Source organism: Kaistia sp. SLG-1, from assembly GCF_059699055.1.
Genome location: NZ_AP048544.1, coordinates 2,742,446 through 2,763,572, shown reverse-complemented (window position 1 = coordinate 2,763,572; position 21,127 = coordinate 2,742,446). Strand labels below are relative to the sequence as shown.

19 protein-coding genes are annotated in these 21,127 nt (G+C 67.8%); 10 read left to right on the top strand and 9 right to left on the bottom strand.

The annotated features are described in order from the left end of the window. Positions 1-5: 5 nt before the first annotated feature. Positions 6-1,181 (bottom strand): amino acid ABC transporter permease, encoded by a 1,176-nt coding sequence (locus tag AC6HZP_RS12495; protein ID WP_497523134.1) that lies wholly within the window; start codon positions 1,179-1,181, stop codon positions 6-8. 167 nt (positions 1,182-1,348) lie between these two features. Next, positions 1,349-2,371, bottom strand: a complete 1,023-nt coding sequence (locus AC6HZP_RS12490) for an amino acid ABC transporter substrate-binding protein (RefSeq protein ID WP_201403858.1) — start codon at positions 2,369-2,371, stop codon at positions 1,349-1,351. Between the two features lie 333 nt (positions 2,372-2,704). On the opposite strand from AC6HZP_RS12490, the gene metC reads away from it, so the two are divergent. Then, positions 2,705-3,883, top strand: a complete 1,179-nt coding sequence (gene metC, locus AC6HZP_RS12485) for a cystathionine beta-lyase (RefSeq protein WP_497523133.1) — start codon at positions 2,705-2,707, stop codon at positions 3,881-3,883. On the opposite strand, the gene AC6HZP_RS12480 is transcribed toward metC, so the two are convergent. From AC6HZP_RS12480 to AC6HZP_RS12465, 4 genes are read right to left on the bottom strand one after another with little or no spacing between them, the layout of a single operon-like run. Next, complete coding sequence (locus AC6HZP_RS12480; protein WP_201403856.1) at positions 3,876-4,217, bottom strand: lipid-A-disaccharide synthase N-terminal domain-containing protein; 342 nt, start codon at positions 4,215-4,217, stop codon at positions 3,876-3,878. The two genes, metC and AC6HZP_RS12480, sit on opposite strands and share 8 nt — an antisense overlap. Beyond that, positions 4,207-4,995, bottom strand: coding sequence for a glycosyltransferase family 2 protein (locus AC6HZP_RS12475; protein WP_497523132.1), 789 nt, complete (start codon positions 4,993-4,995; stop codon positions 4,207-4,209). The genes AC6HZP_RS12480 and AC6HZP_RS12475 overlap by 11 nt, the downstream gene beginning before the upstream one ends. After that, complete coding sequence (locus AC6HZP_RS12470; protein ID WP_497523131.1) at positions 4,952-5,905, bottom strand: phosphatase PAP2 family protein; 954 nt, start codon at positions 5,903-5,905, stop codon at positions 4,952-4,954. The genes AC6HZP_RS12475 and AC6HZP_RS12470 overlap by 44 nt, the downstream gene beginning before the upstream one ends. After that, entirely contained in the window at positions 5,902-7,617 is a 1,716-nt protein-coding gene (locus tag AC6HZP_RS12465; RefSeq protein WP_497523130.1) for an ArnT family glycosyltransferase, read from the bottom strand. Before AC6HZP_RS12465 ends, AC6HZP_RS12470 begins: the two co-directional genes overlap by 4 nt. A 168-nt stretch (positions 7,618-7,785) precedes the next feature. Between AC6HZP_RS12465 and AC6HZP_RS12460 the strand changes: the two genes are divergently transcribed. The 7 genes from AC6HZP_RS12460 (at position 7,786) to AC6HZP_RS12430 (ending at position 16,199) form a co-directional block, all read left to right on the top strand. Then, positions 7,786-10,527: a DUF2339 domain-containing protein gene (locus tag AC6HZP_RS12460; protein ID WP_497523129.1), complete on the top strand. Its 2,742-nt coding sequence runs from the start codon at positions 7,786-7,788 to the stop codon at positions 10,525-10,527. Between the two features lie 51 nt (positions 10,528-10,578). Continuing rightward, entirely contained in the window at positions 10,579-10,890 is a 312-nt protein-coding gene (locus AC6HZP_RS12455; protein WP_497523128.1) for a hypothetical protein, read from the top strand. Positions 10,891-10,942: 52 nt separating this feature from the next. After that, positions 10,943-12,001, top strand: a complete 1,059-nt coding sequence (waaF, locus tag AC6HZP_RS12450) for a lipopolysaccharide heptosyltransferase II (RefSeq protein ID WP_497523127.1) — start codon at positions 10,943-10,945, stop codon at positions 11,999-12,001. Between the two features lie 66 nt (positions 12,002-12,067). Then, positions 12,068-13,078 carry an ADP-glyceromanno-heptose 6-epimerase gene (gene rfaD, locus AC6HZP_RS12445; protein ID WP_497523126.1) on the top strand — a complete coding sequence of 337 codons (1,011 nt, stop codon included), beginning with the start codon at positions 12,068-12,070 and terminating at the stop codon, positions 13,076-13,078. Next, the gene (locus AC6HZP_RS12440; RefSeq protein WP_497523125.1) at positions 13,075-13,599 is read left to right on the top strand and encodes a D-glycero-alpha-D-manno-heptose-1,7-bisphosphate 7-phosphatase; all 525 of its coding nucleotides are present in this window, start codon (positions 13,075-13,077) and stop codon (positions 13,597-13,599) included. Before rfaD ends, AC6HZP_RS12440 begins: the two co-directional genes overlap by 4 nt. Positions 13,600-13,620: 21 nt before the next feature. Then, positions 13,621-15,060 (top strand): D-glycero-beta-D-manno-heptose-7-phosphate kinase, encoded by a 1,440-nt coding sequence (gene rfaE1 / locus AC6HZP_RS12435; protein ID WP_497523124.1) that lies wholly within the window; start codon positions 13,621-13,623, stop codon positions 15,058-15,060. Further along, positions 15,057-16,199 (top strand): AGE family epimerase/isomerase, encoded by a 1,143-nt coding sequence (locus AC6HZP_RS12430; protein ID WP_497523123.1) that lies wholly within the window; start codon positions 15,057-15,059, stop codon positions 16,197-16,199. Before rfaE1 ends, AC6HZP_RS12430 begins: the two co-directional genes overlap by 4 nt. Here the strand turns inward: AC6HZP_RS12430 and waaC are convergent. Further along, a complete protein-coding gene (gene waaC / locus AC6HZP_RS12425; RefSeq protein ID WP_497523122.1) occupies positions 16,182-17,225 on the bottom strand; it encodes a lipopolysaccharide heptosyltransferase I in 1,044 nt (347 codons plus the stop codon). The genes AC6HZP_RS12430 and waaC overlap by 18 nt on opposite strands. Before the next feature lie 138 nt (positions 17,226-17,363). On the opposite strand from waaC, the gene AC6HZP_RS12420 reads away from it, so the two are divergent. Beyond that, the gene (locus tag AC6HZP_RS12420) at positions 17,364-18,458 is read left to right on the top strand and encodes a M24 family metallopeptidase (RefSeq protein ID WP_497523121.1); all 1,095 of its coding nucleotides are present in this window, start codon (positions 17,364-17,366) and stop codon (positions 18,456-18,458) included. A 24-nt stretch (positions 18,459-18,482) separates the two neighbouring features. Here the strand turns inward: AC6HZP_RS12420 and AC6HZP_RS12415 are convergent, their stop codons facing one another. Further along, on the bottom strand, positions 18,483-19,574 hold the full coding sequence (locus AC6HZP_RS12415) for a COX15/CtaA family protein (protein WP_497523120.1): 1,092 nt from the start codon (positions 19,572-19,574) through the stop codon (positions 18,483-18,485). A 214-nt stretch (positions 19,575-19,788) separates the two neighbouring features. Between AC6HZP_RS12415 and AC6HZP_RS12410 the strand changes: the two genes are divergently transcribed. Then, a complete protein-coding gene (locus AC6HZP_RS12410; protein ID WP_201403842.1) occupies positions 19,789-20,004 on the top strand; it encodes a DUF2842 domain-containing protein in 216 nt (71 codons plus the stop codon). Here the strand turns inward: AC6HZP_RS12410 and AC6HZP_RS12405 are convergent. After that, the gene (locus tag AC6HZP_RS12405; protein ID WP_497523119.1) at positions 19,967-21,055 is read right to left on the bottom strand and encodes a polysaccharide deacetylase family protein; all 1,089 of its coding nucleotides are present in this window, start codon (positions 21,053-21,055) and stop codon (positions 19,967-19,969) included. The genes AC6HZP_RS12410 and AC6HZP_RS12405 overlap by 38 nt on opposite strands. Positions 21,056-21,127: the final 72 nt, after the last annotated feature.

The following is a 21,127-nucleotide window of genomic DNA, read 5'->3' as shown; positions in this document are numbered from 1 at the left end:
TCTCCTCACCGCTCGACCAGCGCGGCGCGCTTGTTGAAGTAGCCCATGACCATCGATGTCAGCACGCTCAGCCCGAGGTAGAACAGCATCCAGATGCTGACGATCTCGACCGCCTGCCCCGTCTGGTTCAGCACGGTCCCGCCGACCGCGACGAGATCGGGATAGGCGATCGCGACGGCGAGCGACGAGTTCTTGGTCAGGTTCAGATACTGGTTCGTCAGCGGCGGGATGATGATGCGCATCGCCTGCGGCAGGACGATCAGGCGCAGCGTCGGCCCGGCGCGCAGGCCCAGCGAATGGGCCGCCTCCGTCTGCCCGCGGCTGACGGCCTGGATGCCGGCGCGCACCACCTCGGCGATGTAGGTCGACGTGTAGAGCGAGAGCGCCAGCAGCAGCCCGATGAACTCGGGGATGATCGTCATGCCGGTGCCGGCCTGAAAGCCGCGCCGGAGCAGCGGTCCCGTTTCATTGAAGATCGGAAAGTCGACACTGATCGGCCGGCCGGAGATGAAGAAGGCGACGATCGGCAGACCCAGGATCAGCGCCGTATTGATCGTGCCGATGGGAGGACGGACGCCGGTCTCGCTCTGCCGGTCATGGCCCCATTTCGTCACGAAGATCGCGGCGGCGATGGCCACGGGAATGGACGCGAGCACGAGCCAGAGGCCATCGCCGGCCACCAGCCTCGGCACGTGGAGGCCGCCGATGTTGAGGTCGACGCCGTGGATCAGCGTCATCCGCTCGCGCATGCCCGGCAGATTGCGCAGCACGACGAAGTACCAGAAGAACAGCTGCAGCAGCAGCGGGATGTTGCGCAGGATCTCGACGAAGGCGGCGGCCGTGCGCGAGACCAGCCAGTTCGATGACAGCCGCGCGACGCCGACAATGAAGCCGAGAATGGTCGCGAACACGATGCCGAGCCCGGCCACGATCAGCGTGTTCACCAGGCCGATGACGAGCGCCCGCCCGTAGGAGGAGGCCTCGGTATAGTCGATCACCCGCTGGATGATGCCGAATCCGGCGGTGCGTCCCAGAAAGCCGTAGCCCGCGGCGATGTTCGCCTTCTGGAGGTTGCGGGCCGTGTTGTCGATGATGTCCCAGACAAGCCAACCCAGCACGAGGACGAAGACAATCTGAAATGCGATGCCCCGGACCGTCGGATTGTTGAGGAGGGATGCCATGCGTCCCCCTGCGGACGCCGCGCCTCTGTCGGTCAAAAGTATGTCCCCTTGATCGGCCGGGCCGCGCCGGCCTGCTTCCCCTCATCGCCGCTGATCCGGATCTTGCTGTCCGTCGATCGCGGGCAATGCCACGGGCGGCCGCGCCGCCCGTGGTCGGATGCTGGATGTCAGCGGATCGGAGGCGCGTACTGGATGCCGCCCTTCGACCAGAGATTGTTCAGGCCGCGCGCGATCCCGAGCTGGGTCGACGGACCGATATTGGCGTCGAAGATCTCGCCGTAATTGCCGACCTGCTTGATGACGTTGTAGGCCCAGTCGTTCGAGAGACCGATCGGTGTGCCGAACTCGCCCTCGATGCCGAGGAAACGCTTGATCTCGGGATTATCGGACGTCTTCTTCTCATCGATATTGGCCTTGGTGAGCCCGAGTTCCTCGGCGTTGAGCAGCGCGAACAGCGTCCACTTCACCAGCGTGAACCACTTGTCGTCGCCCTGGCGGACCGCCGGACCGAGCGGCTCCTTGGAGATGATCTCCGGCAGGATCATGTGGTCATCAGGCGCCGTCAGCTTCAAGCGCTCGGCATAGAGGCCGGAGGCGTCAGTCGTGTACGCGTCGCAGCGGCCCGCCTCGTAGGCCTGCAGCACTTCCTCGTTCTTCTCGTAGGCAACGACCTCATAGGGCATGTTGTGGGAACGGAAGAAGTCGGCGAGGTTCAGCTCCGTCGTCGTGCCGGTCTGCGTGCAGACCTTGGCGCCGGAGAGCTCCAGCGCCGAAGAGACGCCGAGCGACTTGCGGACCATGAAGCCCTGGCCGTCGTAATAGGTGACGCCGACGAACTGGAGGCCGAGCGAGCTGTCGCGCGACATGGTCCAGGTCGTGTTGCGGGAGAGCACGTCCACTTCGCCCGATTGCAGCGCCGTGAAGCGCTCCTTGGCGTTGAGCGGCGTGAACTTGACCTTCTTCGGATCGTTGAAGATCGCGGCGGCGATGGCACGGCAGAAGTCGACGTCGATGCCGCTCCACTCGCCTTTTTCGTCCGTTGCGCCGAAGCCGATCAGATTTCCGCCGTTCGCTCCGCACTGGACAAAGCCCTTGGCTTTGACGTCTTCGAGCGTACCGGCACCAGCTGCCGTAACGCCCATCAACGCCATCGCGGCGCCTGCGAGAATAGATGCAATATTCCTGTACATTGCGCAGCCTTCTTTTCCCCTGGAGTGCACGTCTCTTCAGCTCGATGCAGTATCGCCCCGTTGTCGAGATCTTCGGCATGGTACCATGACGATGGCCGAGTGCGGATTGATCGCACTCCATCTCGGGTCTGCGCCCGACGCTCATGGCTGAGCCCACGCACCGCGGATCGTAACTTGAATTGACCCCTTCATCACATGGCATTATGCCAAGCGGGTCAAGGGGGCGCGGTATCGTCGGCAGGCCATTGTTTCAGCAACGGATTTGGCTCGATGCGCCAGCTGGGGACGCGAGTTCCGGCCCCCATACCTCTGCCAGCCATCCTCGGAGCCACCATGTCCCGGCATGACCACGACCTCGCCAACGAGAAGCCCCTCACCCGTCTGGTGCGCAGCGGGCGCGACCACTCGATCACGGGTCCGTTCGTCAATCCGCCGGTCGTGCATGCCTCCACGGTGCTGTTCGAGACCGCCGACGACCTGCTCTCCGGCAAGCAGCGCTATACCTACGGCCGGCGCGGCACGCCGACGATCGAGGCGCTCGAGGATGCAATCTCCGAGCTCGAGGGCGCGGAAGGCAGCGTGCTCTGTCCGTCGGGCCTGAACGCGGTCTCGACCGCGCTCCTGTCGGTGCTGCGGTCCGGCGATCACCTGCTGATGGCGGACAATGTCTATGACCCGGCCCGCACCGTCGCCACGAGCGTGCTGGAGCGCATGGGCGTCGAGACGACCTTCTTCGATCCGACGATCGGATCGGCGATCGCGGGGCTGTTCCGGGCCAACACCCGGGCGGTCTATCTGGAAAGCCCCGGCTCGTTGACCTTCGAGATCTCGGACGTTCCGGCCATCGTCGCCGTGGCGCGGGCGCATGACGCCTATGTGCTGGCCGACAATACCTGGGCGACCCCGTATTTCTTTAAGCCGCTCGCCCATGGCGTCGACCTGTCGATCCAGGCAGGTACGAAGTATCTCTGCGGCCATTCGGACGTGATGATCGGCACGGTCGCCGCTAATGCGCGCACGCTCCCGCTGCTCAAGGATACGCACAGCCATCTCGGCCTCTGCGTCGGGCCTGACGACATCTACCTGACGCTGCGCGGCATGCGCACCATGGGCATCCGGCTGGAGCGGCAGCAAAGCTCGGCGCTGACCGTCGCGCGCTGGCTATCGGAGCGTGGCGAGGTGGACCGTGTGCTGCATCCGGGCCTGGCCTCCCATCCGGGCCACGCGATCTGGAAGCGCGACATGACCGGATCGAGCGGCCTGTTCGGCATCGTCACCCGCGACTGGAGCCTCGACAAGGTCAAGGCGTTCCTCGACGGGCTGCGCCTGTTCGGGCTCGGATTTTCGTGGGGCGGCTATGAGAGCCTGGCCGTGATCGGCCGGCCGCGCCGGACCGCGAAGGCCTGGCCGTCGGGCGATCACATCATCCGCCTGCAGATCGGCCTCGAGGATACGGCCGACCTGATCCAGGACCTGGAGGAGAGCTTCGCGCGCGTCAGCAATCTCAGCTGACGGCGCCCGATTCCCGCTTGTGCTTCCGCTCGTTCAGGATGAACCAGGCATTGCGGAAGTAGATGAACAGGCCGGCCGCCTGGCCGGCGATGAAGACCGGGTCCTTGCGGTAGATCGCATAGACGAGCAGCAGCCCGCCACCGAGGATCGAGAAGGTCCAGAAGGCGGCCGGCACGACGCTCTTCTTGGCGCGCTCGCTGGCGATCCACTGCACGACGAAGCGCATGGTGAACATCGCCTGCGCGACGAAGCCGAGCAGGATCCAGACATCGAATTGCTCGACGAAAACGTGGTGCAGCCAGCCGCCGATGGCGCTGAACAGATTACCGTCCATCGATCGTTACCTCCGTCGGCGCGGGAATGTTCTTCCGCCGCCTGATCAGCCACCAGACACCGAACAGGTCGAGCGCCCCGACGAGCGCACGATCCAGGATGCCGTATTTCGAAGTTCCATGACGGCGGTTGCGGTCGACCACGTCGACATGCGCGACCTTGTAGCCCTCGCGGATCGTGAGGGCCGGCAGATAGCGGTGCCAGCCGTCGAAATAGGGAAAGAGCAGGAAGACATGCCGGCGCACGGCCTTCAGGCCGCAGCCGGAATCGCGCGTGCCGTCCTTGAGGATCGCGCCGCGCAGCCGGTTGGCCATGCGCGAAGCGATCCGCTTGGCGCCGGAATCGGTGCGCTTCAGGCGCTGGCCGGCGACGAGCGCCGTCTGCGGGCCGCCCTTGGCAAGGGCGTCGAGCATGGCCGGCATGAATTCCGGATTGTTCTGGCCGTCGCCGTCGATGGTGATGACGACGTCGCCGCGCGCCGCCAGAAGGCCGGTGCGCACCGCCGCGCTCTGGCCGCTGGAGCGGGTGTCACGCAACAGGCGCAGCCACGGCCGCGTCAGCATCAGGTCGCGCACGACGTCGGGCGTCGCATCCGTCGAGCCGTCGTCGACGACGATGAGCTCGAAGCGACGGCCATCGAGGGCGGTCGCGACCTCCCCGATCAGTTCCGGCAGGTTCTCTGCTTCGTTCTTGCAGGGAATGACCACCGAGACTTCGGGGCGGTCCTGCCCGGCGCTAGGATCTGCCAAGACGGTCTCGCTGGAAGCGGGCATCGTCATTTGAACCGTCTCCGATGGATTTGAGCGCCGCGATCCAGACGCGCCGTCCCACCAGCGCATCCAGCAGTCCGGCAACGAGGACCGCGATGCGGGCAGGTGTTTGAAAGGCTGCGCGGGTCGCCGCGGTGCGAGCCCTTATAGAGCCGGTCGATCCGCGTTGAAAGGCCCAGCCTGCGGCGGCAAAACGTCCGGCCAACCAGAGGCTGAAGGCATAGCCGAAGATCAATCCGGCGAGGATGTCGCTCGGATAATGCGCGCCGACGACGACACGGCTGCCGGCGATCAGCAGCCCGAGGATCAGAAGCCCGATGCGCCAGCGCGGAAACACGAGGAAGCCGATGGCGATCAGCGCGCCGGCGGTGGTGGCGTGGCCGGAGGGAAAACTCTGGAATCGATGCGCGAACTCGAGCGGATGCAGCGTGAAGGCGCCGTATTCGTCGAAGGTCATGGGCCGTCCACGGCCGATGAACTGCTTCACGATGTTGACGAGGATGCCGGAGCCGGCAACGGCCGCGAAGATATAGAACGAAAGCGCGCCGATTTCGGCCCAGGCGGACCGGATTCTGGCGGGCACGATCTTCCAGCGACCCGAGATCAGGACCAGGACCACGACGCCCGACGGGACCAGCTCCCATTGCGACTGGCCGAAATAGGAGAGCCAGTCGCCCAGGAAGAAGACGAAGCGCGGCAGCGCGCGGGCCCGTTCGACTGACAGCGCGTCAAATGCGAGCCCGACGAAAAGGACCAGCGCGACGCTGATGACCAGAAGCGCGATCAGGTCCGATGCCTGAAAGACGGGAGCGTGTGCCGAGGGACGCTGCTCCACGCGACGCACCCGCTCGGCGATGGCGGCGACGTTCTCGCGCGGCCAGGACAGGCGGCGGGACAGGCGGAAACGCCAGACGCTCATGGCGTGGCGCTCCGCGCGACGAAGATGTGGAATTCGACGAGCCGCCCGCCATTGATGGCGTAGCCGCGAACCGTTCCCGTCTCGTCGACCATCATGCCGAGATCATCCGTACGCTCGTTGAAGGAGGGCAGCTGCCGCTTCTCGACGAAGGCGGCGCGGCAGTCGCCGGCGGCCAGGAAGCTCGCCGCCCCGGCCCCGTCCGTCAGCACCGTGTCGGTTCCCGCGAGGAGCACGAGGCTCGGCTCGCCATAGCCGGCGCTGGCAAAGCGTGGATTCGGGCAATCGAGCGCGGCGCGGCCGGCGGTCGCGAGGTTCTCGCTGATGCGGACATGCTGGAGATGCGGCAGCACGAAGCCGAAAATGCCGAGATAGGTGATGACAGCGGCGAGCACCGCGACCGCAGCGCTCGCGATCGGCGAAGGAATGAAGAGCCGGCCCGACACCACGCCGACGATGCTGGCGACGATCAGGATGAGGACGCCCGCCACCGAGGGGTTCTCGCTCAGCAGGATGGCGATGACGACGGCCGCGACCGCGAGCGCCGCCGGCATGAGGGCGGCGCCGGAGGCCGCGAAGCGGGCGAACCAGCCTTCGCGGCGGATGCCGCCGGCATCGAGAGCCGAGGCCGTCGCGATCGCCAGCAGCGGATACGCCGGCAGCACATAATGCGGCAGCTTGGTCGGCATCGCCTCGACGATCAGCCAGTACGGCACGACCGAGACGAAGGCATAGAGGATCACCGGCTGCTTCAGCCGGTCCATGATCCAGGAGATGCCGGTGCTGAGATAGGCGGCCGCCGGCCAGAAGGTGAAGAACAGCAGCAGGAAATAGGCGCCGGGCGGCGCGCCGTGTGACTCCTGCACGCTCACCACCTTGCCGATCAGATCCTTGCCGACGGCTTCCTGGAAGAAGGCGCCCTTGCTGGCGATGCCGATCGCCACGAACCAGGGCGCGACGACAAGGAGCATCCAGATCAGGCCCGGAAGCGGGGCCAGCTGCTTCAGCCAGCGGAACGAGCCGCCGATGACGGAAAGCAGGATCAAAGGACAGGCGATGGCGGCGAGGCCGAGCGGACCCTTGATCAGGATCGACGCGCCGAGCGCCGTCCAGAAGATCGCGGCGAGGCGCAGATTGCGTTCGGTCGAGGTCGAGAGCCAGGCGCGGGCGAGCGCTCCATGCGCCGCCAGGATGGTCGCGAGCAGCACGGCGTCGGTCTTGGCGAGGCGGGCTTCGATGCCGAGCAGGACGGTCGAGGCCACCAGCAGGCCGGCCAGCAGCGCGACGCGCGGGCGGCCGAAGGCGATCGCCAGCCACCAGGTCAGGCAGGCCGCGATCATGGCGCCGAAGAGGGACGGCAGGCGATAGATGCCGATCGACGCGTCCGGTCCGGTGCCCGTTGCCCAAACGGCGATCGACTGCAGCCAGTAGATGCCGATCGGCTTCTTGTATCGGGTCTCTTCCTGCAGGCGGATGTCGAGATAGTTGCCGGTCTCGACCATCTGGTGCGTCGCCTGCGCGAAGCGCGGCTCGTCACGATCGACCGGCGGCAGGGTGAAATGGCCCGGCAGGAAGGCGAGCAGCGCCACGATCGCGATCAGCGCGAGGCTGGCCGCTGAGGAGCGAGAAACCCGATCGACCGCATTCTCGATCAACGTCGCGAGGCGCGACCAGATCGTCCCTGCCTCGCCTGCGGTCGCTTCGGCTCTGCTCACGCGCTTATCGTCCTGTTCCTGTCCCGCTCGAAGACAGCGGGATATAGCGAAGTCCGGGCGGCGGCAACAGCGGCCGGGCCGTCGCGCGGGAAGGCCGCAGGGAAGACCCGCAGCCGGCTTGCGAAATCGATCACAGCCCTCGCTTGCCAGTCATGCTAACAGACTCGCATGGATGGATTGATCGCACTCGGGATTCTCGCCCTCGTCGCCTTGCCGATCATGGCGATTTCGGCCTTCGTCATGTCGCTCGGCGCGCGCGGACGCATCCGCGCCCTCGAAGCGCGGCTGCGGGCGCTCGAAGCCGCGCCGCCCCGGCTGGCGGCGGCTGGCCCGCAGGACGATTCGGCTGAGATTGTCGACGAGCCAACCATCGAGGAGCCCGACTGGGTCGAGCCGGACTTCGAGGCGACGGAAGACGCCGCCGAGACGCCGCCACCGGCCGAGGCTCCGGAGCCTCCGCCAATTCCCCTGCCCGAGGCTGCCAAGCGTCCGACCGAGAGCTTCGAGCAGAAGCTTGGCGCGCGCTGGGCCGTCTGGGTTGGCGGCCTGGCGCTGGCGCTCGGCGCGATCTTCCTCGTGCGCTTCTCGATCGAGGCCGGCCTGCTCGGACCCGAAGTCCGCATCGCCTTCGGCGCCCTGTTCTCGATCGTCCTGCTCGGCCTGGGCGAATGGCTGCGCCGCTCGGAGCGGGTCGCCACCTTCTCGCGCATCCCTTCCGCCAACATACCGGGTATCCTGACCGCCGCCGGCACGGTCGGGCTGTTCGCGACCGTCTATGCCGCCTACGCGCTCTACGATCTCATCGGACCGACGGCGGCTTTCCTCCTGCTCGCGCTGATCGGCATGGCCACGATGGCGGCCGCCGGGCTGCATGGCGCCTGGCTTTCCGGCCTCGGTATGGCCGGCTCCTACGCGACGCCGCTGCTGATCTCGTCGGACGCTCCGAACATCCCGGCACTGATGCTCTATCTCGTCATCGTGACGGCCTTCGCCTTCGCGCTCGCCCGCCTGCGGCTCTGGCGCTGGCTCGCCATCGCGGCCAGCGTCGCCGCGATCCTCTGGGGCGTCGTCATGCTCAGCGCGGGCGCCGGCGCGATCGAGAGCGGCGTCTACGCGATCGTCCTGCTCGCGCTCTCGTCGCTGTTCCTCGTCGTTGACGTCCAGCGCGGCAACGTCACCGACCGGCCTGACGGGCTCGCCGTTGCAGTCCTCGCCGGCATCGCCGCGCTGCTCGTCTTCGGGGCGCTCTCGAACGACTATGCCTCGGCGAGCATCGCATCCGGACTGATCGGCGGCGCGATGCTGCTCATCTTGGCGCGGCGCTATGATGCCGTGGCGCTGGCCGCGCCGATCGCGGCGGCACAGCTGATTGCCCTGCTCTTCTTCTGGCCGGCGGCGCAGCAGGCGGCGCTGGAGCCGACGACCTACGTCACCGGCAACCTCGCAACCTATTTCCCGATGCCGGACGCCATCCGCATGTTCGGCATCGTCGCCCTGCTCGGCGCGGCGGCGCTGCTCGCAACGGCGCTCGGCCGGCTTCAGGCGTCGCCGGTCGCCGGGCCGTTCGCGACGACCGCGCATGCCGCGGCCGCCAGCGCCGGGCCGGTTCTCGTCGCCATCGTTGCCTATCTCCGCATCGCCGGCTTCGTCTCCAATCTCGGCTTCGCCGCCATCGCCCTCGCGCTCGCCGGGCTCTACGCCTTCCTGACGGAACGCTTCGCCCGGCGGGAGCGCGCCGGCCTCATCACCGACATGATCCCGACCGGCGTCTTTGCCGCTGGATCGATCGCGGCGGTCGCCAGCGCGCTCACCATGGCGCTCGAGGGCGGCATGCTGACGACGGCGCTGGCGCTTGCCGGCCTCGGCGCGGCCTGGGTGCAGACGTGGCGGCCGATTCCGGTGCTCCGCTACGCCGTCGCCGTGCTGGCGCTGCTGGTCCTCGGCCGCATCGCCTGGGATCCGTACATCTTCGGCGTGCGCTCCGGATCCGGCGTCTACCTGTCGATCCTGATCGGCTACGGTATTCCGGCAGCCGCCTTCGCCTTCGCTTCGGTCCTGCTCCGGCGCATCCGCGTCGACCGCGCCGTCTATGCGGCCGAGGCGCTGGCGGTGATCCTCTCGGCGCTGCTCGTCGTCTTCGAGATCCGCGCCATCGTCTTCGGTGGCGACCTCCTGTCGCCGACGACCGCGCTCGCCGAGCAGGGGCTGACCACGGCAGCGGCCTTCGCCTTCGCCCTCGGCTTGACCCGGCTGGCGCGGAGCCGGCCGAGCCCGGTGTTCCGCTTCGGCGGCGTCCTGGCGCGGATCTTCGGCCTGCTCAACGCGGTGGTCGGGCTCGGCTTCGTCGCCAATCCGCTCTTCACCGGCGACCGCGTGTTCGGCGGCCCGGTCTTCAACGAGATCCTGCTCGCCTATGGCCTGCCGGCCGTGCTGGCGGGGCTCGTGGCCTGGACGATGCCGGTCACCCGGCCCCGCTTCCTGCAGCCGGCCACGGGGGTCGTCGCCTTCGCCCTCGCCTTCGCCGCCGTGACGCTGGAAATCCGTTTCCTGTTCGCGACGTCGCCGGATCTCTCCTGGGATCCGGTCGGCTCCGCCGAATCCTATGCCTATTCAGTTGCCTGGCTCGTCCTCGGCATCCTGCTGCTCGCCTTCGGGCTGGTTTTCCGCCAGCGCTCGGCCCGCCTCGCCTCGGCGTTGCTGATCGTCGTCACCGTCCTCAAGGTCTTCCTGCTCGACATGTCGAACCTGGAGGGCGTCTGGCGGGCGCTGTCCTTCATGGGCCTCGGCGCGGTGCTGATCGGCATCGGCCTCGTCTATCAGCGCCTGCTGTTCGGCCAGCGCAACACAGACGGGAAGAACGACGGCGCGACGCCGGACAGCCCCGAGCCGGAGGCACGCGGCGGGACGTAAGGGCGGAACTCCCCTCGCCTCGTCCCGTTGGACAGGCGAAGGGAGAACCGCATGATCGACCCGAACGCCGCGCCGCCTCCGACGCCCGGCCCTGACGTCCCGGATCCGGGCCAGCCGCCGAACCCGGCGCCTCCCGGTCCGGCGCCGCCGGTGCATGATCCGCCACCACAGCCGGACCGGCCGCCGAAACCGCCCGACATTCCGCCGGTTCCGCCACAGGAATTGCCAGGCAATCCCGACACGCCGAACCCGCCGCCACCCGGACCGGCGCCGCCGCAGCAACCGCCGGACATCCTGCCCATCCCGCAGGAACTCCCCGGCAACTCGCCACAGGAGATCCCGCTCACCGACCCGCGCGGCTGAAGCCGGCTTGACGGCCGGGCGGCCCGGGGCCATGAAGGCCCCGAGCCACCACATGCGCGCCACCGACCCAACCTCCCCCATCCTCCTCGTCGGCCCCTCCTGGGTCGGCGACATGGTCATGGCCGCGAGTCTGGTCGCCGCGCTGCGCCGGCGCTTTCCCGATCGGCCGGTCGATGTGCTGGCGCCGCCGGCCTCGCTGCCGGTCGCGGGACTGATCGAAGGCGTGCGCAACCTCATCCCGCTCGGCTTCGGCCATGGCGAGTTCGGGCTCACGGGCCGGTGGAAGATCGGCCGCTCGCTGAGATCGGCCGGCTATGGCACGGCGATCATCCTGCCGCGCGCCTTCAAGGCGGCGATTCCCTCTTTCGCGGCGCGGGTTCCCGAGCGGATCGGCTATGCCGCCGAGGGCCGCAGCCTGCTTTTGACCGATGCGCGCGACGACTCGGCCCGCAAGAGGGCCCGCACGATCGACCGCTTCGTCGCCCTCGCCGGACCGCCGGGCCAGCCGCCCGCCTCGCCCCGGCCGTTGCTCCGGCAGCCGGACATCGATATCGGCGCGTTGATCGCCAAGTTCGGCCTGAACGACGGCAAGCCCGTGCTTGGTCTCTGCCCCGGCGCCGAATATGGCCCGGCGAAGCAATGGCCGGCGCCGAAATTCGCGGCGCTTGCCCGGCTCGCACACGCCGCCGGCTATGCGGTTCGCCTCTTCGGCGGCCCGAAGGACAAGACGATCTCCGCCGAGATCGCCCGCCTCGCCGGTGTTCCCGTCGAGGACATCTCGGGCCGGACCTCGCTGGTCGAGGCCGCCGCGCTGCTCGGCCGGTGCGATGCCGTCGTCTCCAACGATTCGGGTCTGATGCATGTCGCCGGCGCGCTCGACCGCCCGCTCGTCGTCGTCTACGGCTCCAGCTCGGAGAAGATGACGCCGCCGACGGCGCCGAACGCCGAGGTGGTTTCGATCGAGCTTTCCTGCCGGCCTTGCTTCAAGCGCGAATGCCCGCTCGGCACGCTCGCCTGCCTCGAAGGCATCGAGGCGGAGCGGGTCTTTTCCGCCGTCGAGCGGGTGGTGGCGGTGGCCAGGGCCGGTGCCGGCGGTTCCATCGCCTCCTGACTTGCGCTATCCAACCGACCGTCGCGTTGCGCGATGGAAGCCGCTGCCCGCCTTGAGGAAATATCGATGAGCGCAAATGCGAGAGACGGACGCGACACGATCCTGGTGACCGGCGGCGCCGGCTTTATCGGGTCCAACATGGCGCGGGCGCTGGCCGCCGACGGCTGGCGCGTCGTCGTAGCGGACTGGTTCGGCACCGGCCGCAAATGGCTGAACGTCGCCGATATCCTGCTCGACGACGTCATCCTGCCGGAAGCGACCCTCGGCTGGCTGGAGGCGAACCACCGCCGCGTCGAGGCGATCGTCCACATGGGCGCGATCTCGGCCACCACCGAGCCGGACGTCGACTTGATCGTCGAGCGCAACATCCGCGCGACGCTGGACCTCTGGTCCCTTGCGGCCGCCCGCGACATTCGCCTGGTCTACGCCTCCTCCGCCGCCACCTATGGCGACGGCAAGGACGGCTTCGTCGACAGCGAGGATCCCACGGATCTCGCCGGCCTGCGGCCGCTCAACGCTTATGGCTGGAGCAAGCTCGCCGTCGACCGCAAGATCATCGCGGATGTCCGCGCCGGCCGCGCGGCGCCGCCGCAATGGGCCGGCCTGAAGTTCTTCAACGTCTACGGCCCGTTCGAGGCGCACAAGGACGACATGCGCTCGGTGATCCACAAGATCTATCCGACCGCCGCCGCCGGCGAGGCGGTGACGCTCTTCCGTTCGCACGATCCGAATTACGAGGATGGCGGCCAGCTGCGCGATTTCGTGCATGTCGCCGATTGCGTCGACGTCGTCCGCTGGCTGATCGCGAGCCCTGGTGTCAGCGGCATCTTCAACGTCGGAACCGGCAAGGCGCGCAGTTTCGCCGATCTCGCCCGCGCCGTGTTCAAGGCGTCTGGCCGCGAGCCGCGGATCGACTATGTCGACATGCCGGAGCGCATCCGCAACGCCTACCAGTACTTCACCGAGGCCGACGTCTCGAAGCTTCGCCGCGCCGGCTACAATGCCGATTTCCGCTCGCTCGAGGACGGCATCCAGAGCTATGTCGGCGACTATCTCGCCAAGGGTATCGCGCTTTGAGCCGGGTCCTGCGACCGGCTGCCTTTCTCGATCGCGACGGCGTCATCAACGTCGACCACGGCTATACCTACCGGCCGGAAGACCTCACCTTCGTTGACGGCGCGCCGGCCGCGATCCGCCGCCTGAACGAGGCCGGGTATCTGGTCGTCGTCGTCACCAACCAGTCCGGCGTCGCGCGCGGCTATTACGGCGAATCGGACATCGCCCGCTTCCATGCCCATATGCAGCGGGAGCTGGCGAAGGTGGGCGCGCGGATCGATGCCTTCTATGCCTGCCCCTATCATGCCGAGGGCACCGTCGCGGCCTATCGGGTCGATCATCCCGACCGCAAGCCGAAGCCCGGCATGATCCTGCGCGCGCTTCACCACCTGCCGATCGACCGGGAGCGCTCCTTCCTGATCGGCGACCAGCCGAGCGACATGGCGGCCGCCGCCAGCGCCGACATCGCCGGATATCCGTTTTCCGGCGGGGACCTTGACGATTTCCTCGTCACGGTGCTCCTACAGGAAAACGCTGCGTAAAGGCCCATATAGGAATCGCCGATGCTCGACGAATTGCATTCCGGACGCGTTGCCGTGATCGGCGACGTCATGGTCGACCGATACATCACCGGATCCGTCAGCCGCATTTCGCCGGAAGCGCCTGTGCCCGTCCTGCTGCATGGCGATGTCCGCGTCGTCGCGGGCGGCGCCGCCAATGTCGCCGCCAATGCCGCGGCGCTCGGGGCGGACGTCACGCTCGTCGGCTATGTCGGCGCCGATGCCGAGGCGGCGGAGCTCCGTGCCACGCTCGGCAAGCTTTCCAACATCAGCCTCGCCCATCTCGTCGTTGATGAGCAGCGGCCGACCGTGACCAAGACCCGCGTCATGAGCGGCCGCCAGCAGATCGTGCGCATTGACGCGGAAAGCCCCGGCGCGCCCGGATCTTCGTCCGAGGCGGCGCTCATCGCCGCCGGCAAGGCGGCGATCGGCGAGGCCGACGTCGTCGTGCTGTCCGACTACGCCAAGGGTGTCCTCTCGGACGCAGTCGTAACGTCGCTGATCGCCGAGGCGAACGCGCGCGGCGTGCCGGTGATCGTCGATCCGAAGCGGCGCACCTTCGAGGCCTATCGCGGCGCCACCATCGTCACGCCGAATCGCAAGGAGCTGTTCGAGGCGACGGGGCTTGCCGACGACACCGACGAGCAGGCCGTCCTGGCCGCCGCCGAGGGCGGCCGGCAGTTCGGCGGCGACGTTCTCGTCACGCGGGCCGAGAAGGGCATGACGCTTTGGCGCCAGAACGGAACCGTGACGCATGTCGCGGCCGAGGCGCGCGAGGTGTTTGATGTCTCCGGCGCCGGCGACACGGTGGTCGCCGCCCTCGCCGTCGGGCTCGCTGCCGGACAGCCCCTCGAAGCGAGCGTCATCATGGCCAACGCCGCCGCGGCCATCGCGGTCAGCAAGCTCGGGACGGCGATCGTCACCCGCGCCGAGCTCATCGCCGCGCTCGATCGCGCCAGCCATGCCGAGGACCATGCCGGCGCCCTCGTCTCGCTGGAGGCCGCGGCGAAGATCGTCGCCCGCTGGCAGGCGCGCGGTTCGCGCGTGGTCTTCACCAATGGCTGCTTCGACCTGCTGCATCCGGGTCACATCGCCCTGATCGAAGCGTCGGCGCGCGAAGGCGACCGCCTGGTCGTCGGGCTGAACACCGATGCGTCCGTGCAACGCCTGAAGGGGCCGACGCGGCCGCTGCAAGACGAGCAGGCGCGGGCCCGCGTCATGGGCGCGCTCCGCGCCGTCGACCTCGTGGTGCTGTTCGGCGAGGACACGCCGCTCGAGACCATCCAGGCGCTGAAGCCCGACGTTCTGGTCAAGGGCGCGGATTATCGCGAGGACCAGGTGGTCGGCGCCGATTTTGTCAAGGCGAATGGCGGCCGGCTGGTGCTGGCCAACATCGTGCCCGGCCGCTCGACCAGTGCGCTCGTCGCGGCGGCCCGGTCATGAAGAGCTTCGCCTTTGCAAAGGCTTGGGCCAAAGAGTCCGCGCTGCCGCTCTGGAGCGGTGTCGGCTTCGACATGGCGCGCGGCCTGTTTCACGAACGTCTCGATTTCGACCGGAACCCGATCGCCCTGCCGGCCACCCGCCTGATGGTGCAGGCCCGGCAGATCGCCACTTTTTCGCGCGCGACGCTCGCGGGATGGCATCGCGGATCCGAAACAGTGCTGGCCGCCTGCCTCGCTAATGTCGAGCGCCTCTATCACCGCGCCGACGGTCATCCGGGCTGGGTGTTCTCGATCGACCCGAACGGCAAGCCGGCCAGTCGTGTGCGGGATCTCTATGCCCATGCCTTCATCGTCTATGCGCTGGCCTGGAGCTACCGCCTGACCGGCGATCCGCACTCGATCCGTCTGGCGGACGAGACGTTGGCGGAAATCGACATGGTGCTCGCGGCGTCGCATGGCGGCCATCTGGACGCCGCGCCCTCCGACGATCCGACCCGCCGCCAGAACCCGCACATGCACCTGCTGGAGGCGGTTCTGGCGCTCTACGAGGCGACCGGCCGCGAGCGCGATTTCGCCCGCGCCAGCGCCCTGGTCGAGCTGGCGACAAGCCGGTTCATCGACGCCGAAAGCGGCGCGCTACTCGAGGACTTCACGCCGGACTGGAAGCCGCTCGAACCGCGCGGACACAATCGGGTCGAGCCGGGCCACCAGTTCGAATGGTACTGGCTGCTCGGCGAATATCGCCGACTCGGCGGCAGCGTCCCGGAGGAAGTCACCGATCGGCTGCTGGATTTCGGCCTCGATCACGGCATCGATCAGGAGAGCGGACTGATCGTCGATGCCGTCACGGAGACCGGCTCGATACTCAATCCGAGCTTCCGCTCGTGGCCGCATGCGGAGGGGGTGAAGGCCTTCGTCACCGCGGCGAAGGGTGGCCAGGAAGGCGCCGCGCAGATGGCGGATCATCTCCTGGCCAGCCTGGTCACCTTCTGTCCGGACATGCTGGATGGCGGCTGGATCGACCGGTTCGACGCCGATGGAGCCCCTGCGGTCGATCACATGCCGGCATCGACGCTCTACCACGTCATGGGCGCCCTTTTCGAAGCCGAGCTGCTGGCCGGATCAGAGCGACTGGGCTGACGGCAGACGGAGCCGCAGGGCGAGCGCCTGCCAGACCCGCGCCGGCGACTGGTCGGCGAGACAAGGCGGCCCCTCGCCGAAATCCGGCTTGATGCGGCAGGTCGTCTGCTCGCAGGGCGCGCAATCGCGCGTCGACAGGAACTCCTCGACATCCGGCCCGACGAGCCCGGTCAGCCCCGGATTGGTCGGGCCGTAGAGGCCGATCGTCGGAATGCCGAAGGCGGCGGCGAGATGCCCGAGGCCGGTATCAACCGTGACGACGCCGGCGGCGTTGGCGATCACCGGAATGATGCTGTCGAGCCCGCCGGCCGGGACCTGTTCGACGTGCGGCAGGCCGGCGGCGATCTTGCCCGCCCGCTCTGTCTCGACCGCGCCATGGGCGAACAGCTTGACGCCGAGCCCGGCCGCGCCGCAGCGTTCGGCGACGCCCCGCCAGCCGTCGACCGTCCAGGTCTTGGTGGCCCAGCTCGTGCCGTGGATCAGCACGATACCGTCGCCGCTCCGCGTGCGGATGCCTGTGTTTGCGAGATCCGGCACCAGCCCGGCATCGGGCTCCGTCGTCGGCATCGCATAGCCGAGCGAGGCGGCGAACAGCTTGCGGATGCGGGTGACCATGTGTTCGGTTTCGGGAATGTCGTGCCCGACCTGATAGAACCACGTCGCCAGGCTTTCGCGCGCACTGCCCCGCCCGAAGCCGTGGCGCGGCTTGACGCCGGAGAAGACGCCGACGAGCGCGCTCTTCATCAGGCCCTGCGCATCAATCAGAAGGTCGTAGCCGCCGCCGCGCAGCGCGGCGACCGCCTGCTTCATCTCAGGCAAGGTTTCGCGCGGCGATTTCTTCATGCGCCGGATCGGCAGGGCGATGACGTTGCGCACGGCCGGATGCAGCCGGGCCAGCGGCGCGAAGGCCTCGTCGACCACCCAGTCGAGTTCGAGGCCGGGAATCGCCCGGGCGGCATCGGTGACCGCCGGATAGGTGTGCACCACATCGCCGAGCGACGACAGTTTGACGAGGAGAACGCGCATACGGAGCCTGCGGTGTAGTCGGCCGAAGACAAGGGAATGCAGCAAACCGTCCGGCTCCGCAAGCGGCGCGGCCGCCTTGGCGGTTGACCGTCTCCGGCTTAGTTTTTACCAATAGTGAAAATCATGCAGGAGACCTCAATGACCCGGCTCGCTACTCTCCAGTCCATGCTGCGCCAGATCGGCGTCGACGCCGTCGCCCTCGGGCCGGGTCCGCACATGGCCTATATCGCCGGCGTCCATCCGCATGCCGACGAGCGGCCCTGCCTGCTGATCGCGACGCCGGACGGCGCGGCGATTCTGATGCCGGAGCTGAACGCCGATGAAATGCGCCGGCAGACCGAGCTTCCCTTCTTCACCTGGTCCGACGCGACGGGCCCGCAGGCCGCGCTCGCCGAACTGATCCGCTCGCTCGGCATCGAAAAGGGCACGAAGCTGGTGCAGGTCGACGAGGCCATGCGCGCCGATTTCGCCCTCCTCGTCCTCGAGGCGCTCGGTTCGCCCAAGGCCGCCTTCGCCGCCGAGAGTGTCGGCCGCATGCGCCTTTCCAAGGATGGCGTCGAGAAGGCCGAGATCCTGCGAAATGCCGAGATCGACGACCGCGCCATGGAGGCCGCCTTCGCCGCGATCCGTCCCGGCGTCACCGAGCGCGAGATCGCCGACGCGGCCCGCGCCGTGTTCGAGGAAGCGGGCGCCACGCCGCTCTTCACCATCGTCGGCGCCGGCGGCAACGGCGCCTTCCCGCACTATGCGACGGGCGACCAGCCGGTCGCCGTCGGCGATGCGATCGTCATGGACATCGGCGCGCGCTCCGGCGATTTCTCCAGCGATCTGACGCGGATGGCCTTTGTCGGCGAGCCGAGCGCGGAATACCGGAAGGTGCATGCCGTGGTCGAGGCGGCCGTGCAGGCAGCGCTGGCAGCGGCCCGTCCCGGCGTCGCCGCGAAGGAAGTCGACGCGGCGGCGCGCGGCATCATCACGGCGGCGGGCTATGGCCCCTATTTCACCCACCGCACCGGCCATGGCCTGGGTCTCGAAGGGCACGAGCCGCCCTATCTGACCTCGACCAGCGAGACGATTCTCGAAGAGGGCATGGTGTTCTCGATCGAGCCCGGCATCTACCTGCAGGGCAAGTTCGGCATCCGCCTGGAAGAGATCGTCATCCTCGAGGCGGACGGCCCGCGCGTCGTCAGCCGCCTGCCCCGCGATGTCTTCGTCGCGCCCGCCGAAGGCTGAGGCGAGCGAAGTGCGGTAACCGCCTCAGGCGGTTACCGGCGTCGGTTCGTTCATCGCCCGCCGATGGGCGACCGCCGCCCAGAGCACGATCGCCGCGCCGAATTGGTGCAGCAGCGCGAGATCGAGCGGCACGACGGCGATCAGCGTCGCGATGCCGATGCCGGCCTGGGCCAGCACCAGGACCGCGAGATGGCGGGCACTCCGGGCCGCATGCGAGCGCGGAGCCAGCTTGAAGGCCTGGAAGGCGTGGATCAGCACGGCGACGACCAGCAGATAAGCCACCAGCCGGTGGTCGAACTGCACCGTCATCGCGTCCTCGAAGACGCTGCGCCAGGCCGGATCGTAGGCATAGACGCCGGACGGGATCAAATTGCCGTCCATGAGCGGCCAGGTGTTGTAGATCATGCCCGCCTTCAGTCCGGCGACCAGTCCGCCGAGGAAGATCTGCAGGAACACGACCACGATGATGAAGTTGGCCATGCCCTTCAAGGGCGCGGCCGCCTTGCGATCCTCTCCGCGATCCGGCGCAAGGCCCCGGCTGATCCAGACGGCGGCGGCCAGGATGAAGCAGGCGATCAGGAGATGGATCGCCAGCCGGTACTGGCTGACGCTGATGCGGTCCGCGAGGCCGCTCGTGACCATCCACCAGCCGATGGCGCCCTGCAGGCCGCCGAGCAGGAACAGCCCTCCGAGGCGCGGAATGAGCGGACGCTCGATCCGCCCCGTGATCCAGAGCAGCAGGAACGGCACGAAGAAGACGACGCCGATCAGGCGGCCGAGCAGGCGGTGGCCCCACTCCCACCAGAAGATCTGCTTGAACTCGTCAACGCTCATGCCCTTGTTGACGATCTGGTACTGCGGAATCTGCTGGTACTTGGCGAATTCTTCCTGCCACTCGACCTCGCCGATCGGCGGAATGACGCCGTGGATCGGCTTCCATTCGGTGATCGACAGGCCGGAACCGGTCAGGCGCGTCGCGCCGCCGACGACGATCATGGCGATGACCATCAGAATCACCGCGCCGAGCCAGATGCGGATCAGCGAGCGATCCCGCGCCCTGTCCCGCGCAGGCGTCCGCCGCAGCGTTCCGTTCGTTGCCAATCCGTCCGTCGTCATTGCGCACCTCTCCAATGCCAATGGCTGGATTAGCGGCTCGCCCTCACGCGAACAACAGAGCCGCCCGGCTCGACGCCAATCGGCCGCGCGACATCCGGTCGCGCAACGTCAGCCAATCTTCGCCCTCCGGCAAGCCGGCTTCGATCGACTGCGGCTTTGAAGTCGGCGGCCGAACGCGCTATGCCGACGCCGAGGCAATCACGAAAGGCACGTCATGCCCATCCGGCTCCGCAAATTCATCGGCATGATCGCGCTCGTCGTCCTGGTGATCGTCTACGCCTTCGCGGCAATGGTGATCGCGCAGCTGAAGCTGCCGGATGCGCCGCGCTGGGTGCAGATGCTCTACTACGTCGTCGTCGGACTGGCCTGGGTGTTCCCGGCCGGCATCCTCATCAAGTGGATGCAGAAGCCTCCGGCACCAACGCGCTAGGCGGCCGGCGCAGCCAGCTGCGCAGCCGTCGCTCCAGGCCGAGTGGCACGCCGGACAGCAGCGTGTCGACATAGCGCCAGGACTGGAAATGCCCGTTGATCGAGATGCGCGGCAGCGCCGTCAGGCGGCTGTCGGCATCGACGACGCCGCGCCGGGTCGTGACCGCCGTGGTGAAGCCGAGATCGGCTGCCAGATAGAATTCCCGCTCCGCCGCCGTCGACGGCGAGCCATAGGGATAGGCGAAATGACGGGGGCGCATACCGGTCATCGCCTCGATCCGGTCGCGGCTCTCGGCCATCTCGCGACGCGCCCGCGCGCTGTCGAGCTTGGCGATCGCGTAGTGCCCCACCGTGTGCGCGCCGATGGTGACGAGCGGATCGCTCGCGAGCGCCCGCACCTCGTTCCAATCGAGCATCTCGCGATCAACCATGAGGCGGGTGTCGAGGCCGTATTCGCGCGCGGCCCTGTCTATGGCCTGGCGCTGCTCGTCCTCGCCGACCTGGCAGAGCTCGCTTGCGACGAGCCGGCAGGCCTCCCGCTTCTCGCGGAGGGTCTCCGTCGGAAGGTCGAATTCGCGGCTGCCGATGCGTATCCGGAACCTTGGCGTTTCCGCGATCAGGGCAACGATCGCATCCCACCACGGCACGTCCGTCCGGTCGACGAAGCCCGTCGCGACGTAGATCGTGAACGGCACGCCCAATGCCTTCAGGACCGGATAGGCCTCGGTGTAATTGTTGCGGTAGCCGTCATCGAACGTCAGCACAACGAAGCGTCGCGCCGGTCGCGGTTCGGCAAGCCGCCGCGTCGCCTCGTCCAGATCGACGATATCGATGCCGGCCGCCTGGATCTCGCGGACCACCTTGCCGAGAAAATCGGGCGTCACTTCGAGATGCGCGTTCGGCTGGAACGCTGATCGTAAGGCAGGCCTAACCTGATGAAACATCAGAATCGCACCCGAGCCGCGCGCCATCGGCGCGAAAAGCCCGGAGGCGCCGCTCCAGTAAAGTGCGTTGAGTCCTGCCCTATAGGCGGCAATCTTGAGACTTTGCATCAGCGATCCAGCCGTCCAAAGAGCACGCAACCGTCGACATTCTCATACGAACGCGATGTTTACGATAGGTTG